This is a genomic window from Candidatus Micrarchaeia archaeon, assembly GCA_041653315.1.
Taxonomy (GTDB): Archaea; Micrarchaeota; Micrarchaeia; order Anstonellales; family JAHKLY01; genus JAHKLY01.
Map to the genome: position 1 here is coordinate 24,364 of JBAZFO010000009.1, position 15,380 is coordinate 39,743.

18 protein-coding genes are annotated in these 15,380 nt (G+C 26.9%); 5 read left to right on the forward strand and 13 right to left on the reverse strand.

The features are described 5' to 3' along the window. Positions 1-7 precede the first annotated feature (7 nt). The 5 genes from WC356_03070 to WC356_03090 are packed head-to-tail and all read right to left on the reverse strand — an operon-like array spanning position 8 to position 4,094. On the reverse strand, positions 8-1,480 hold the full coding sequence (locus tag WC356_03070; GenBank protein ID MFA5382121.1) for a radical SAM protein: 1,473 nt from the start codon (positions 1,478-1,480) through the stop codon (positions 8-10). A gap of 8 nt (positions 1,481-1,488) precedes the next feature. Next, entirely contained in the window at positions 1,489-2,235 is a 747-nt protein-coding gene (gene pcn / locus WC356_03075; GenBank protein ID MFA5382122.1) for a proliferating cell nuclear antigen (pcna), read from the reverse strand. A 57-nt stretch (positions 2,236-2,292) separates the two neighbouring features. Beyond that, complete coding sequence (locus WC356_03080; protein ID MFA5382123.1) at positions 2,293-3,246, reverse strand: hypothetical protein; 954 nt, start codon at positions 3,244-3,246, stop codon at positions 2,293-2,295. Positions 3,247-3,253: 7 nt separating this feature from the next. After that, a complete protein-coding gene (locus tag WC356_03085) occupies positions 3,254-3,517 on the reverse strand; it encodes an RpoL/Rpb11 RNA polymerase subunit family protein (protein ID MFA5382124.1) in 264 nt (87 codons plus the stop codon). A 19-nt stretch (positions 3,518-3,536) separates the two neighbouring features. Then, positions 3,537-4,094 carry an exosome complex RNA-binding protein Csl4 gene (locus WC356_03090; protein ID MFA5382125.1) on the reverse strand — a complete coding sequence of 186 codons (558 nt, stop codon included), beginning with the start codon at positions 4,092-4,094 and terminating at the stop codon, positions 3,537-3,539. Positions 4,095-4,184: 90 nt separating this feature from the next. On the opposite strand from WC356_03090, the gene WC356_03095 reads away from it, so the two are divergent. Next, positions 4,185-5,411, forward strand: a complete 1,227-nt coding sequence (locus tag WC356_03095; GenBank protein MFA5382126.1) for a DUF373 family protein — start codon at positions 4,185-4,187, stop codon at positions 5,409-5,411. A 31-nt stretch (positions 5,412-5,442) separates the two neighbouring features. Next, a complete protein-coding gene (locus WC356_03100) occupies positions 5,443-6,018 on the forward strand; it encodes a hypothetical protein (GenBank protein MFA5382127.1) in 576 nt (191 codons plus the stop codon). 2 nt (positions 6,019-6,020) lie between these two features. Here WC356_03100 and WC356_03105 read toward each other — a convergent pair whose 3' ends face one another. From WC356_03105 to WC356_03130, 6 genes are read right to left on the reverse strand one after another with little or no spacing between them, the layout of a single operon-like run. Next, the gene (locus WC356_03105) at positions 6,021-7,007 is read right to left on the reverse strand and encodes a hypothetical protein (GenBank protein ID MFA5382128.1); all 987 of its coding nucleotides are present in this window, start codon (positions 7,005-7,007) and stop codon (positions 6,021-6,023) included. Then, positions 7,007-8,107 (reverse strand): hypothetical protein, encoded by a 1,101-nt coding sequence (locus tag WC356_03110; GenBank protein ID MFA5382129.1) that lies wholly within the window; start codon positions 8,105-8,107, stop codon positions 7,007-7,009. Before WC356_03110 ends, WC356_03105 begins: the two co-directional genes overlap by 1 nt. Beyond that, positions 8,104-9,291, reverse strand: coding sequence for a hypothetical protein (locus tag WC356_03115; GenBank protein MFA5382130.1), 1,188 nt, complete (start codon positions 9,289-9,291; stop codon positions 8,104-8,106). The genes WC356_03110 and WC356_03115 overlap by 4 nt, the downstream gene beginning before the upstream one ends. Positions 9,292-9,299: 8 nt before the next feature. Continuing rightward, positions 9,300-10,556, reverse strand: a complete 1,257-nt coding sequence (locus WC356_03120) for a hypothetical protein (GenBank protein ID MFA5382131.1) — start codon at positions 10,554-10,556, stop codon at positions 9,300-9,302. Then, positions 10,557-11,498, reverse strand: a complete 942-nt coding sequence (locus WC356_03125; GenBank protein ID MFA5382132.1) for a hypothetical protein — start codon at positions 11,496-11,498, stop codon at positions 10,557-10,559. Between the two features lie 2 nt (positions 11,499-11,500). After that, positions 11,501-12,751, reverse strand: coding sequence for a hypothetical protein (locus tag WC356_03130; GenBank protein ID MFA5382133.1), 1,251 nt, complete (start codon positions 12,749-12,751; stop codon positions 11,501-11,503). Positions 12,752-12,929: 178 nt separating this feature from the next. Between WC356_03130 and WC356_03135 the strand changes: the two genes are divergently transcribed. Next, the gene (locus WC356_03135; protein MFA5382134.1) at positions 12,930-13,145 is read left to right on the forward strand and encodes a hypothetical protein; all 216 of its coding nucleotides are present in this window, start codon (positions 12,930-12,932) and stop codon (positions 13,143-13,145) included. A 1-nt stretch (position 13,146) separates the two neighbouring features. Here the strand turns inward: WC356_03135 and WC356_03140 are convergent, their stop codons facing one another. After that, on the reverse strand, positions 13,147-13,893 hold the full coding sequence (locus WC356_03140) for a DNA alkylation repair protein (protein MFA5382135.1): 747 nt from the start codon (positions 13,891-13,893) through the stop codon (positions 13,147-13,149). A 53-nt stretch (positions 13,894-13,946) separates the two neighbouring features. Between WC356_03140 and WC356_03145 the strand changes: the two genes are divergently transcribed. Both WC356_03145 and WC356_03150 read left to right on the forward strand, forming a co-directional pair. Then, positions 13,947-14,186 (forward strand): hypothetical protein, encoded by a 240-nt coding sequence (locus WC356_03145; protein MFA5382136.1) that lies wholly within the window; start codon positions 13,947-13,949, stop codon positions 14,184-14,186. Positions 14,187-14,191: 5 nt separating this feature from the next. Beyond that, positions 14,192-14,452 carry a hypothetical protein gene (locus WC356_03150; GenBank protein ID MFA5382137.1) on the forward strand — a complete coding sequence of 87 codons (261 nt, stop codon included), beginning with the start codon at positions 14,192-14,194 and terminating at the stop codon, positions 14,450-14,452. A 1-nt stretch (position 14,453) separates the two neighbouring features. Here WC356_03150 and WC356_03155 read toward each other — a convergent pair. Beyond that, positions 14,454-15,380: hypothetical protein (locus WC356_03155; GenBank protein ID MFA5382138.1), on the reverse strand; the 927-nt coding region annotated here is incomplete at its 5' end.

The following is a 15,380-nucleotide window of genomic DNA, read 5'->3' on the forward strand; positions in this document are numbered from 1 at the left end:
AAAAATATTATTCTTTTTTAGGAATATCTTTTTTCCATTTATTTTCTACTTTTTGTCTATAACCAAAGCTCTGGTATGCGCAAAATGGAATTATATCTAAATCTGGAGTAATATAATGAATCGCGCAATATTTTAGTCTTTCCATATCTGCATTATATTGATCCATAAAATGCATAGTCCCTACAAATAAAGTGTTTTCATGGAAATTTGTTAAATCCTGCATGTCTCCATTATTTAAAAATATTGAACTCAAAAGACCAAGTATATTTAAGTTTTTGGGCACTTTAGAAAAATCAATAGTCAAAGTAATATCTTTTATTAATGCAGCAGTTAAAAGTGGTTTGGTAATTTTATTAGTTTTTTCCATTTTAATAACATAATCTTCTAATAATTTTGTAAATTTATCTACATTCAAAAATCTTGGCATAGGTATTAAATTTCCTTTTTCATCTTTAAATATATACGTAGCTGAACCGCATAAAGGGTGAACTGAAAATGCAATTTGTGTTTGGTTTGTATATGTTTGTATAAAATTAATCATAGGTAAAACAACAGGTACAGGATAAAAATCATTTTCAGATATTTCTCCGTTGCTTTGTGTTGAAATATCTTTTATTAAATCTGAAATAGTATATCTTTGTTCCTCTCTTTCTCTATCATCCATTCTTCCGCAAAAGGAAATTGGTTGAAAATTTACTCCCCTGACTATATCAGAATTTTTTGATGCAAATTTTATAATTTCATAAACTTCATCATCATTGACTCCTTTTATTGCAGCAGGAACAAGCATTAAATTTAAATTACCCGCTTTTCTGCAATTTTCAAATATTTTTTCAATGATCAAATGATTTTTCTTTTCAGTATTACTTTTATCATAAAGGCCATCAAAACTTAAATATATAACACTTAATCCTGCTTCTTGTAGTTTTTTAGCATATTCTAAACTCCCAGCTATCTTATATCCGTTTGTTGCTATTATAACTAACATCCCTTTGTTTCTTGCGTATTTTACCATATCTATTAAATCCTCTCTTATTGTTGGTTCTCCACCAGATATTAATATTGCAGGGCAAGGAGGATCTTGTTCTCTAAGTTTATCAATCATTGCAATACATTGTTCATAAGTAGGTTCATATAAATATCCAGTTGCATCTGAATTTGCAAAACAATAACTGCATTTTAAATTACATCTGTTTGTTATCTCCATTATTGCTAAAACAGTTGAAGTTCTATGTTTTGTACATCCGATACACCCATATGGGCATTCTTTGATGTCTTCTGTTTCTTTAAATTCATGTAATTTTTTTAAATAAGGAAGTATTTTTTTATTAAATGCTGTTAAATCATATAATCTTTCTTTTATTTCCCCATGTTCTGAGCAGGTTTTAATTTCATATACATTATTATTTTCTGTAATTATTTTTGCTTCAATCTCTTTGCCGCAATGTGGACAAACACTTTTTGTTATTATTTTCTCCACAAAATCACCTAGTCATCTTCTTTTCTTGGGGCAAGATAATAAGTAAGTTCAGCATTTTCTATTTTATATTCAACTTTAATCGGCATATCTGATTTTAAATATAAATTAATTATATTTGAATCAGGACAAGCCTTGATTATATTTTCTAAATATTGAAGTGAAAAACTTGCTCTTGATTTTTTATCTGTTTTTAATTTTCTTATTATAGTTCCATCTTTTTCATTTTCAATTTTTAATTTTCCTGAGTCCCCTTTTACATCAAAAACTAAAGTTTCACCAGTTGCTTCTAACGCTAAATATGAACTTACTAACCCTGCATCTTTTAAAGATTCTTTTATACTACTTGCTAAGATTTCAATTTCTACATCTGCGTCTATATTTAATTCCTTTTGAACCATATCTCTTGTTTCTAATAAAGGAATTTTGAAAGTTCTTTTGCTCTTTTCTTGGGAAAATTCTACTATTAATGTGTTTTCTTCAATAGTTAATGTTAAACTTTCTTTAGGTCTTGCTCTTGCTAATATTTTATCTAAATTTAAAAAATTTAATCCTAAAGTGGTTGGAGAGGTTACAGTATATTCTACAAATGCAGATTTTGGAATGTTTAAAGTAACCATAGCAATTTGAGAAGGGTCGATTGCTCTTAAAAATAAACCATCTGATTTAATTTCTAAAGGTCCTTCATCAATAAGATTAACAATAGCGTCTATCATACTTTTTAAAGATTTTGCATTTTGCATAACAATTTTAAACATTAATTACACACCTCCCAAGTGATATTTTATCTCATGTAATATTTATAATTATATATGTTAGCTTATAAAATAGCTTTCACAACCTTGTGGTTCTGTCCACATTCCAAATAAGAATAACTTTGCATACCCAATGTATGGTATTCTTGTAATCACAACTCCTTTTGTTTGAGCTTCATCAACAAGAGAATTTCCTTTTTGATATATTTCTGAATACATTTGAATATCAAAAATTGGGTTATTATCTCCTTTTATTAAATAATATTTTCCTTTTGGGGAATCAATTTTAAGATACACTCTATGAATAATATCCCCAGTTAATGCAAATAAATCTTCTTTTTTAGGAGTATATACAAGAATGTCTGAATTTTTATCTATTAAATACGTTTTATTTTGATATTCTATTTCTTTAATACATATTGTTTGAATTATAGACTCATCTGAATATTTTCTTTTACATATTCCATAATTAAATTTTAATGGGCCGTGCATTTCATAATAATTTCCAGGATTTGTTTTAAATTTAATACATTCTTCTTCATTACTATTTAAACATTTAACAAATAAAGACCCGTTAGTTTCAACTGATTCGTTGTTGAATGAAACTATGGCCGTATTTGTTATTTCTTCAGGATTTTCAATATATATTTCTGGTGCTTTTATATCGTTTGTTCCTCTTAAAATAATTAAATCTCCTCTTTCATAATCAGGCAGCATACTGCATGAAACTATGGCATTTAAAGGAATTGGTGTTCCTAAAAAAAATACTAATCCGAACCATATAGATAAAGCAAGGATAATTGCAATAAATATTTCTTTTAATTCATGTTTTGCTCCTTTTTTGATAGCTCCTTTTGCAATATCCATACCTACTATCAATAATATTGAAAGTCCGCCAATTAAAGCAAAAATAAAATGTCTTGTTAATAAGTATAATATAAAAGATAAAAAAAAGATAATATAATGTAAATAATATTTTTCTATGAATTCAATTTTTTTTAAAATATGTTTCATTTTATCCCTATTTCAATTGTGCTTCTAATTTATCAAGGTCTTTTTGGAATTCTTCTATTGCTTTTTTAATTAATTCGATTGCATCTTTTTTCTTAGTTCTAACAGTTAAAATGTGTTTTTCATTTAAAAAATGGCCTCTTTTTACAGCAGAAAATTCAACATCAGAATCTCTTAAAACAATTTCTTTAATTGCATTTAATACTCCAATATCTAATTCAAATGCTTCTATTTCAACATAATTTTTTTCTTTTTTAATAAATTTAATTTCCATATGTTTCTCCCCCTTTTTATTAAAGAACAGTATTTCTATAGTCATCACTTACTGCTCTTGTTTCTTTATTACCGCATTTTTCACAAATTAAATTAACACCCTCTTTTTTTAAGGGTGTTCTGCATTTTGAACAGAATGCTTTAACAACACCTAAATCTGGTTTGTCAGTAGCTAAATTTATTTGGCCTTTTTTGATATCATAGTCAATAACTACTGCTTTTATTATATCTCCTATTTTCATTTCATTTTTTAAACTTTCTACATATCCTTGTTTAACTTTAGATACATGTATTGAAGCATAATCATTTGTTTTTGGGTATCTTCCTTGTTTTTCATCAATAGGGATAATTAATGCTAATGCCATTTGATCGCTTACTTTTTCTACTCTTCCTATTACTATTACACCTCTATGTATTTGTCTATATTTATAAGGTCTGTCAACATTCATTTTTCTATCTTCAATTATTTTTTCTCCCATAAGTAATGAACGTATTTTTTCTTTTTCTAAATAAGTACCAAAGCCGCTAAGAAATTCTTCTTCTGTACCTAATTCTTCTCCAGGTTTTGTTGTATCCATTTTTATCACAATTCTCATTAAAAATAAGTATTTTTATATATTGCATATATATAACAATATTTAAATATGTTCCCTATGTTTTAATTATATATGAAAGAGATTTTAGTGCTATGTATTGATAGAGATAATGATTTGTATGAAAAGGCTAAAATTTCTGGCCCAATATTAGGTAGAGAAGCAAATCTTACAGCTGCAAGCAAATTAGCTTTAGCAGACCCCCAAGACACTGATGCAAATGCTATTTTTCAAGCAGTTAAAACCTATGATGAACTAGGTAAAGATAATAAAGTTCAAATAGTAACTTTAACAGGAGATAAAAAATTAGGTTATGAAGCAGATAGAATAATTTCAAATCAATTAGATAAAATTTTACAAGAGTTTTCTATTTCTTCGTGTGTTTTAATTACAGATGGCCAGCATGATGAAGAAGTAATCCCAATTATTAAATCTAGAATAAAAATTGATTCAGCTAAAATAGTTGTAATGAAACAAGCAAAAGAGCTTGAAAAAACATATATTGTTCTATTAGAAAAATTAAAGGATCCTTATTATTCAAGGATAATTTTTGGAATTCCTGCTCTCTTATTGATTATGTTTGCTTTAAGTAGTTATATGAACTGGGGATGGGAATTAATTGCTATTGTTATTGCGATTTATTTATTAATGAGAATCTTTGGTATTGAAGAGTACCTTGTTTCAACTTCAAAACATTTTAAATTTTCAGTAGAAAAAAGTAGTTTTATTATTTATTTATCTGCGTTTGCAATAATATTAGTTTCTTTTTGGACTACGTACCAAGCATATTCTAACGCAAGCGCCAATTTAGATGCAGTTAAAGTTTTGGGGTTAAGTATACAGTCTTTAATGATTTTATTTCCATGGGGTTTATTTTTATTAATAATTGGAAAAATAATAGATGCATATAAAGATAGTAAAAAGATTATCATAACAAAGTATGGATTATACATGACTTCTATTGTATTATTTTGGTTAATCTTTTCAATGGGCGCAGATTGGGTTGTTAATTTAGAACCACCATATATTTCTTTTGGTGATTTTGTTTTTGTTATACTTTTAAGCCTAATTTTAGGGTATTTATGTATTTATGTAATACACAATATTAAAATGGATATTGTTTCAAGATTGCGTCTTGATAGTAAGGAAGTAATAAGTGAATATGGAGCATATATTGGGGTAGTTATAGGTATTGATAAAAAACAAAATAATTTAATTATCCAGTCTCCTTTTGGCCAAAAGAGAAAAATAAGTTTTGATCAGATTTTTGATGTCGAAGAAAAAATAGTTGTAAAAGCATAATTATTTAAACACAAAAAGACACAAAAAAACTATGAGTTTTAAATTAAAAATAACTAACTGTCCGGATATTAGTGAAATTAAAAATAAAAAAATGGCAATAAGAATTTTTAGAAAACTTCATACTAAAAAATATCCAGATAAACCAGATTACCAATTGATAGAATTAAAGAGATTGCAGGCTTTTTTTAATGCAAAAGATAATGATAAAAATTTAAATCCAAAAACAATAGATATAATAAAACATAATAAAGCAGATATAAATCTTATGATTGAGGATTACGAGTTTATAAAAGAAGGATTAATAAAAGAAGAAGAAATCGATGATTTTAATCAAAAAATTTCTCAATTTTCAACTCATTTGCAGTTAGGAGTAATAGCTATAACTATTGGTGCTGTTTTTTCTTTTGTTATGGAAGGTTTTCTTAAATTAATTACTACTGGGCTTGTTTTAGTTTCTCTTTTTAAGATTCATATAGATCTTTTTTTAAGAAAGTTTTTGTCTGATTTATTAAGTAATAAAGTACATAAAAAGATTGAATTTTTACATGGGGGCTGGGCTAAAGAAAATTATAAATTAATGAAACTTTTAAACGAATTTAAAGAATAAGATTAAATAAGTTTAATTAATCCTCTACCTATTTCTGCTAAATCAGCACCAAGCATCATTCCAAATGAACGAATAAATGTGTATGTAATTATTAAAGCAATTACTGGTGAAATAAAAATCTTAAACATCATTATAAAAAAACCAGAATCATTAGCCATTTTCATTATTCCTTCATAATCTAAGCTTTCTGCCATTTTTCTTATTAAGCCAATACTACCTAAATTATTTCCAATACAAAGGGTTTCAAGTATTGTATTATATTCTTCAATTGTTTCCCCGCCGAATGGATCAAGTGTTTGACCATAATCACCTATTGCATATATAGTCATTATAAAAGAAGCAGGGAGTACAAGTGATAATCCTAAAGCTATTGCAATAAACATTGCTCCTGCTCCGCGAGTTGGGGGAAATGCTCTGCATACTATTCCTAATGGAAGAAGTATTACAGCTAAATAATCACCAAATTTAATTACTTCAATAAAGAAATACATCCACATAATAAATATTCCTAAGACTTTTAGTATCCATTGAAGAGTTCCTAATAAAGCACCAGGAATTGCTTTTCCAAAATATCCAACAGCAGGAATAAGTGAAATTGCACTTTCTAATTTAAATCCAATTATTTCAAGTTCATTAGCTAATGATAAAACAAAATGAAAAGTAAAAACATTGGTGTATGTTTTTTTGACTGGTTCTATTATATTGTATGTTTCGAGTATAGCTGAGCTTGCTGGGTCAGATGAAAGTATTATTACCCCTACATTTTCTGGATGCATTTCATTAAGCACTTCATTAGATAATAAAAGTATTCCTTGTATAAAACCAATTACTGCAATAATTATTAATCCAGAAATTAAAATTTCCATAAATTCACTTTTGCACCAATTTTCTAATCCATTTAATGAAAAGGCTCGTGCTATCATATATAGTATAGAAACCACACCAAGGGACATTAAACTTAATATTAATGTTAAAATTATCCAATCCATTAAATCATCCTTGTTAAATTTGATAAGTCTATCTGTTCACCAAAGAACCTAGATAATTCTCTCATTGAAGCTGCGATTATTGCAAAATTTAATAAAGGTAAAAATAAGCTTCCTAGTACATTAATCATTAATATTTTCCAAGTTGCTGTATATAATGCAGTATAAAAAGTATATAACGGCGATAAAAGGTCAACATTAATTGAAATTAAATTTGTTACAGATAATAGATCTCTTGGATTATTAAAAGCCACGCTAATTATTGGGTAGTCAATTAATTGATTATTTACGTACATATATAAGTTATCTACTATTTCAAATAAACCAATTCCTTCTAATGCAATATTATTTACAACTAACATTAAAGGCCAAAATATGCCTAAAGCAATTGTTAATCCTATTAATGTTCCTCCAAATTTTCTTGAAGGTTCAAAACACCTTAATAAAATACCAACTGGAAGAAAAACATTAAACATACCTTGAGTTACATAAGCAAATAACATAAGCTGTGTCATTGAAGTAATTAAAACAGTTATTAATCCCATTTGTATTATTTCAAATGAATTATCAAAACTGTTTAATCCTTTTAAAGGTGTTATTTTAGCTTCAATATTTATTATATCTCCCCCAAATTGAAGGTTGCCAAAAAATTCTCTTAATGTTCCTATAAATGCTAAACTAGTAAAGGACCTAATATTATGATGCACTAATTTAGTTACATAAGTCTCTGCTTCTATTATCATTGGTTGGTCTCCAGAACCTGGCATATCTCCAAACAGCATTTTTGGAGTTAAAGTGCATAAAATAAATTCAGAAAAACCAACTATTAAAACGATTATTAAAACAGTTGATATAATTTGTACTAATTCTAGTTTTGCCCATAATTCCCCTTTTTCTATTTTTAAAAATCTACATATTAAAAATATTGAAATTAAAATTCCCAATGAAATTAAAATTGTAATATAGCAAATTATTGCCCATGATGACATAAATGTTCCAAATCCTCCACCACAAACATTATCTGAAAATACATCAAATACTTCTGCATTTATACTGCTTAGCAACAAGATGCAAATAATACTTAATAATTTTTTTATCATCATATCAATTTCACCAATTCAGCTAAGTTCATATCTGAACCAAGGAATTTTCCTATTTCTTGTATAAATGTAAATGTTATAAATATATTCACTACCGTAAGAACAAAACTACTTATCATAACTAAAAATACTGCTTCTTGGAGAGAAGCATAAAATGCATCTAAATATAAAGTACTTAATGTTTCTGCTAGTAAAGGCGGTGAAAAGTTAGATAAAAAGCTCATTGAAAAAAGCCCATCAGTTAAAGTATTTCTCAGAGTTGAACGAAAAGGTTGAATAATAGTTTGCATTAATTCCCTCCCAGGCCTATCCATCATACCTGGTGGAAAAGTTAGTACCTGCTCTTGAGCAAAATTAATCATTTCAGAAGGACTGTTTAATCCTAAAAATGTGGATGTAATTACATTATTTACATTAAGCATAAAAGGATAAACAAAATATAATCCAAGAGCTAATGCTATTAATCCGCCACCAACAGATCTTGTTGAAGGAAAACTTCTAAGTATTAAACCTAAGGGTAAAAATATAGCAAACATTTTACTAGAAGCAAAACATAAAATAAACATTGTTCCAATCCAGCTTAAAATTGCTGGGCCAATGATTATCATAGCCCAATCAGTAATTTTTGAAACAATTCCAAACATTGAATTAAAATTATATGATATACCAATAATATTTAATGGAGTAATTGAAATTTCAAACGAAAAAAGTCCTTCTAAAAACATATTTATAAAAAACATATGCGAAGTTAAATGAGTTAATTCAGCTGCCATTGCTTCTGAATAATAATACCCAGTTTGTAATAAACTACATCCATCTGGGTGGTTGCATAAACTAGTATCACATGAACTTAATGTTGGGCAAGAGGGGTTATTTAATCTGCCGATTCTATCTATGGGTTCTATTAATGCTAGTAAAAGAAAAATTAGAATAACAGATGCTATTACCTGCCAAATCTCATTTTTTCCCCAAGCACTAATATCTGTTAAATCAAAAAATTTACCTATTAAAAAAATGATTATGGCGATACCCAACACAATAAAAATTCCTATAATAGATAAAGCAAACCAATTTAATGAAGAATTTTGAAGATATATTGTTTCACATGCGACACTTGGTTCAATTGAATTATTTGGGAATATCAAACCAAGCATAAGTATTATTATAATTAATATTTTTTTATCCATATTTTCACCTATAAGAAATGTGTTAATCCTGCAATTGATGCATCACCACCAAAAAATGGGGCCATTGTTTTAATTGATCCTAAAACTGCAAGTAAAGTTAAAAGAGGAATCATTATAGTTAACATTCCTATTTTTGATATAGTATGCAAGTATCCATTATTAGCAATAATTAAACTATCTCCTTTTATATGTGAAACTAATTGTGCATCTCCAATTGAATAGAAATTATTATAGTATTCTTTTATGCCCTTCCACATATTGTTTAAAGTTTCTATTGGATGGAACCAATCAATATTTATTGAATCAATATCAACAGTTGGTAAAAAAGCCGAGTCTCCTTTTTGCACTAAATTTGCATAAGGAATAACTTTTGGGCTGCCAGAAATAAGACTTTGGCTTTCAATACCAACAAAATTTCCAGATTCATACATTGCTCTATGTCCGATAATATAAATTAAAGGAGCAATATAATATAAGCTTAAAGCAGCAGCAATTAAAAATCCCCCAAATTTTCTTGTGAATATAAAACTTCTAAACACAATTCCACTGATTAAGAATATAGGGAATAAAGCTTGTGCAACAATATCAACTGCATTTCTTTGCATTATAATCATAATAATTGCTTTAGTCATTAAACTAAATCCATCACTTATTATACTCATTTCTGCTGAAAAACCAGCATATGGCATCATTGATAAAATACTTGCACTTACAATAAAAGGAGGTTTTGGCAGAATCATAATTCCTTGAACCATTACTTTAATACTTGATATAATTCCTAATTGATTGTATAAATATATTGTTTGTGTCATAGTTTCGGTAGTGAGCCATTCTAATCTATCAAAAAAGGATATAGCAACACAAGTGTGCGGTGCATAAGATACATTTGCATTTTTAAATCCATCTTTTGAATAAAGACAGTTGCCATTTTGATCTAAAGCAATTCCAAGATCTCTTGCAGGAATGCCTTGTGAAAGCAAAGGATAATTTGGATTACTAGTTTCTAAAGTTGCGTAAGGATCAAATAATTTTATTCCAGTTGGTAATATTTCATTATCAATAATGGGCATGGCAATAAAAATTATTAAAATAAAAATTATTAAATTAAAAATTATTTGCCCATATTCTGTTTTAGCCTTTGCCCTAAGTGAATTATCTTGTAATAAATAAGAAAATAAATGTATGATAATATATATACCCAGCATAATTAAAGATAGTATAAAAGTAAGCAAGAGCCCCTGCATTTGAAGATCAATTGGTATCATTTAATCAAACCTCTGTATTAAAAATTTCTGCGTACTTGTTATAAATGAGATTGTAATAGCCATACTTATAGTTGGTAAAAATACTCCCTGCATTATAACAGAAGGCAGCATAATTATTCCAAGATATAAATCATATAATCCCGGGCCTATAATAGTAAATATTTTTCCCCAAATTCCTTTAAATGAAGTATCATAAGTATCTGGTGTTTCATATAATGAACTTTCTAAAACACTCATTGATGAATATTGGATATTTGTATTAATTTGTTCCATTGTAGCTGCGTGAACTACATATGTTGCTGGGAAAACCACATAAAATCCAATTGCAACTGCAATTAAAAATGAACCTGAATTTCTTGTTGGGGGAAATATTCTTAAAAAAATTCCAACAGGCAAAACTAAAGTAATCATTGTTGCTTTGATTATTGCGAGTATAAATTGTTGAACTGCTAAGCTTGCATAAAATGGGCTTAATAAAGCAAACATTTTATCAACTGCTTTTCCTAATATACTTACATCAGATGGTGGAAAAGAAATAAATGCGTTGGCTGGGATATGTTCTGCTAGTGGTAAGTCTTTAATCCCAAGTTTAATATTTATTTTAGATGCAAATTCAAGTCCTAATCTTCCCCAAAAAGTGCTTTTCATAGAGCTGATAGTATTTTTAATTAAATCTTGTAAATATTCAAAAGAAATAGTAAATGGGTCATCACCAGCGATTTCTGTTATTATACTAAATAATCCTTGAATACCAAATATTAGAAGCAACAGTAATGCCATAGAAAATATTATTTGATATAATTCCATTTTTGCAAACATTTCAAAATCTTTAATATTAACTAATTTAGACAGCATATATGCTATTGCCGTAAGTGCTATCATTATCATTATTGGAATCACAGAAAGACTTATTGCTGTAATAAATGCTTGATCAAATATCATAATTATCCCATTTTTAATTTTTCAATACCAAATATTTTTGTTTCTCCACCCAATACTCCAGATATATTTGCAAATAAAGTTAAACAAATTATTATATCTAAAAATAAACAAAAAGATATAAATACAAATTTCATAACTGCAATTTCTGTTAAATCAATTGCATAGTGCATCGGCCTCTCAATTAATTGTTCTAAATCTATTTTAAATACTGCCTGCACTAAAGAGCCAATCCAACCAGTTATTATTTTTAAAGTTCCTTTGAATACGAGGTTAAGAGTATTATTTATTATTTCTTTAGCTTTTACTACCCATTCACTTATTTTTGTAAAAAAGTTTTTTATTTTATCTTTAGTCCAAGTGATTAAATTCCACCCTTCTTTTTCTTGTTCTACTTCTTCATTAAAATTTATCAATGTTTCATCGAAATCTGCTAAATCTGGTGAAGTACTTTCATTTATTTGTATTTGATTTTGAAGTTCTCCTGTTGTTTCTTGTTCTAAAATTAAAAGAGAAGTTGGAGTTTCTGTATCATATAATAAAGGCCCCATAAAAATATTTACATATAAATATTGATTAAATAATATTGTTAAAGGAAAAATGAAAAATAAACATATTGTTAAAGCAATTATAGTTGAACCAAGTTTTCTTGTTATTGGGAATGCCCTTAGTATTATTCCTAAAGGAAAAAATATAGTAAAAGAAGTTGTTTGAATAAAAAATAGAAGATTATCCATTATTGAAATTGCAAAATTTGAAAGTATCATTGTTTTTGTTGTTTCTCCTATAAAATTTCCAATTAAACTAAGGCCTTGAATTGGTGAAAAAGAACTGCTTAATGTTACAAAAGCACCGCCCAAAGGTATTGGAACACCTAAAGTTATTCCATAACCTCCATAACCAGATAATATTGAATTCCAAAATACTCCTTTATATGCTATTTCTCTAATGCTTAAATCTAAGATTCTTAAAAATGTTTTTGCTTGGGTAAAATATATTGGATTATTAATATCTGTGCTTGGTGGAGCATTTAATATAGATAATGTAATTTGAAGTACAACATGATGAAGTAAAAACATACCTAAAAAGATTATTAATGCTGAAAAGACTAGTTCTTTAAATTCTTTTTGTGCCCAGCCTTTTAATTGGGGAAATCCACCAGCAGTTGAAATCAGGTATGCAATTAGTGCACCACCTAAACTAATCATTAAACCTATAAATGCAATTAAGTAAGCTTGTAAACTGAATACGGGCATATATTTTTTTGGGTGTGATAAATATATAAATCTTTATAATCTCTCGTAAAAAGTAATAAATCGCTCAGACCGCTCGTCAATCCTCATTGGCTTGCGCCTTAGTGATCACCTTCGTCCTCATTGCGATATAAATATTATCGGGTTTTTCCTTTATAATAGTTTCTTACAAAAGAGATATATGGAAAATAAAGATTTAATAAAAGAATTTGAGTTTTGTTTAGATTTATGGGAAAAACAAGGCCATTGCTCTTTTGGAGGATATAATAAGTGTGAAAATTGTGCTGTTCCTTATTTATTATATAAATTTATTACTGGAGAGGTAATACATGGAGATAATATTAAACGTTTAACTTTAGAAGATTGGAAAGAGAAATTAAAAGAAATTAAAAAATAGATTAAATCATTGCTTTTTGTTTTAATTGTTTAGGCATTTTTTCAATTGCATATCTTAAAGCAGTTCTTGGCATTATTTGTTTGTTTTTTATTATATATTTAAAAACTTGTTTTTGATCTTGATCTGCGCCAACTTTTAATGCCCAGCCATATGCTTTTTGTATTAAATCTTCTTTGTCTTTTATTAAGATATCTGAAATTTCAATAATATTTTTTAAAAAAGTTTTATTTTTTCTAACTGGATAAATTAAAGAAACTGTTGAAGCTCTTCTCATCCACATATTTTTGTTTTTTGCCCATTTTTTAAGTTTATTAGTATATTCTGGATTTTCATAAATAAAATAACCCATTGTATGAGTGCAAAAATCATCGCATTTTGCCCAATTATTAATATATTTATTTATCCATTTTTCAAATATTTTAAAATCCTGTTTTGTGTATTGTTTTTTTAAGTTAAAAACCCATGAAAAAGCAATTGATGCTTCTTCCATAAAATCTGATTTTAATAATTCTTCACATAATTTAAAAATATCTTTTTTACTTGTGTTGTCTGCTTCTAATTGTTTATAATATTTTTTTGCTATTTGTTTAACTATTATTGAGCGCACACCATAAAGCTTTATTTCTTTTTTAAAAAAATTTTGCGCTGTTTTTTTATATTTTTTATCAATATTTTTGTTTAATTCTTTTCTAAGGTTTTTTAACATTTTTCCACCAGGTATGTATATTTGATGTATATTTAAATACATAACCTTTATATACTTTAGTGATTATTAAATATACATAAATAAAGGGTGATAAAATGGTAAATGTAAATTTGGGGGCGCCATATGAAGCTATAATTCAAAAAATAATTGAAAAAGAATATGCTGGAAATCAAACAGAAGTTATAAGACAAGCACTTATTGAGTATGAGAAAAAAATTCAGGAAAATGAAGTAGAAGTAATAAATAGATTTATTGAAGATAGAAGAAAAAAAATAGAATCTGGGGAATTAAAATTAATTTCAGCTGAAGAAATTAAAAAGAAATATAAATTGTGATAACTATGGAATTATTTTTTTCTTCAGAAGCTGAAAAAGATCTTGCGAAATTAGATAAATATGAGCAAAAAATATTTATGAAACATGCTGAAAAGATTTTAAATTATGAAAATAGAAAACACTTAAAACATGGAGTTCCTTTTTTTGTTGAAAAAGTTTCAAAACAAGCTAGAATAATTTATGATATAAAAGAAGAAAAATTAATTATATTGAAAATTTGTGCAACACATAAAGAATATGAAAAAATATATAATACATTTAGATGATTTATTCTATTTTAAATTCTTTTTTAGGATCTGTTCCATCTTTTTCTTTTATGTATTCAACTCCAATTAAATCTCCTTTTTCATCAAAATGAAAGGTGTCTATAGATGTTGGTGTCTCTGGTGCTATTAAATGAATTTTATTTTCTTCAAAAATCTTTTTAGCTATTGATGTTGTTTTTTCTTCTGATGCAGTTGAACAGGAATTTAATATTATAATTCCTTCTTTTTTTACTAATTTTCCAATTAACTTTATTTCAAAATCATCTTCTAAATCTATTTGTTCTTTTTCACTTTCACCTTTTCCTAATTGAATACTTTCAATTGTTCCATGTCCGCTTAATACTAATACATCAAAATTTTTACCATTTTTTCTTTCCATAAGCAAACTCCAATCCTTAAATTCTCTTTCATTACCTACTTCAATTATTGAGATGTGGTAATTATTTTTTATGATCTCATCGATAAATTTATTATCATAATAAAAAGCATGATTATCATCTTCTTTTGGAAAAATCCATAATGCTGTTTTTTGGTTTTTTGAAGGTTTTTTTCTAAAATTGCTATATAAATATTCTAAAGTATTAATAGAATATCTTCCAAAAAAAGAAATATTATTTTCTACTGAAAGAGTAGAAACTATTCCATCTCCATTTGGTCTTTTACTTAATTCAATTAATCTATATATATCACTAATATGTTCAAATTTTACATTGCTTAATGTCCTAAATGGAAAAAGGTTGTTTAATATATATTTTTTAAATATTTCTGAACTTTTAAAGATTTCTACATTCAAAGTATTTAAATCTTCAAATAATCTTTCCCATATCTCATTCATTCCTTTAGTATTGATTATTGTTTCAAAAAATTCAGTTATTAAATTTATTAATCTTTCATCTTTATTTTTAGGATAAAAATCTCTTCCACTTAA

Excerpts from the sequence above, each read along its gene's own strand:
- pcn (MFA5382122.1), bottom strand. The coding sequence starts at position 2,235 with ATGTTTAAAATTGTTATGCAAAATGCAAAATCTTTAAAAAGTATGATA.
- WC356_03080 (MFA5382123.1), bottom strand. The coding sequence starts at position 3,246 with ATGAAACATATTTTAAAAAAAATTGAATTCATAGAAAAATATTATTTA.
- WC356_03085 (MFA5382124.1), bottom strand. The coding sequence starts at position 3,517 with ATGGAAATTAAATTTATTAAAAAAGAAAAAAATTATGTTGAAATAGAA.
- WC356_03090 (MFA5382125.1), bottom strand. The coding sequence starts at position 4,094 with ATGGATACAACAAAACCTGGAGAAGAATTAGGTACAGAAGAAGAATTT.
- WC356_03095 (MFA5382126.1), top strand. The coding sequence starts at position 4,185 with ATGAAAGAGATTTTAGTGCTATGTATTGATAGAGATAATGATTTGTAT.
- WC356_03100 (MFA5382127.1), top strand. The coding sequence starts at position 5,443 with ATGAGTTTTAAATTAAAAATAACTAACTGTCCGGATATTAGTGAAATT.
- WC356_03105 (MFA5382128.1), bottom strand. The coding sequence starts at position 7,007 with ATGGATTGGATAATTTTAACATTAATATTAAGTTTAATGTCCCTTGGT.
- WC356_03110 (MFA5382129.1), bottom strand. The coding sequence starts at position 8,107 with ATGATGATAAAAAAATTATTAAGTATTATTTGCATCTTGTTGCTAAGC.
- WC356_03115 (MFA5382130.1), bottom strand. The coding sequence starts at position 9,291 with ATGGATAAAAAAATATTAATTATAATAATACTTATGCTTGGTTTGATA.
- WC356_03120 (MFA5382131.1), bottom strand. The coding sequence starts at position 10,556 with ATGATACCAATTGATCTTCAAATGCAGGGGCTCTTGCTTACTTTTATA.
- WC356_03125 (MFA5382132.1), bottom strand. The coding sequence starts at position 11,498 with ATGATATTTGATCAAGCATTTATTACAGCAATAAGTCTTTCTGTGATT.
- WC356_03130 (MFA5382133.1), bottom strand. The coding sequence starts at position 12,751 with ATGCCCGTATTCAGTTTACAAGCTTACTTAATTGCATTTATAGGTTTA.
- WC356_03135 (MFA5382134.1), top strand. The coding sequence starts at position 12,930 with ATGGAAAATAAAGATTTAATAAAAGAATTTGAGTTTTGTTTAGATTTA.
- WC356_03140 (MFA5382135.1), bottom strand. The coding sequence starts at position 13,893 with ATGTATTTAAATATACATCAAATATACATACCTGGTGGAAAAATGTTA.
- WC356_03145 (MFA5382136.1), top strand. The coding sequence starts at position 13,947 with ATGGTAAATGTAAATTTGGGGGCGCCATATGAAGCTATAATTCAAAAA.
- WC356_03150 (MFA5382137.1), top strand. The coding sequence starts at position 14,192 with ATGGAATTATTTTTTTCTTCAGAAGCTGAAAAAGATCTTGCGAAATTA.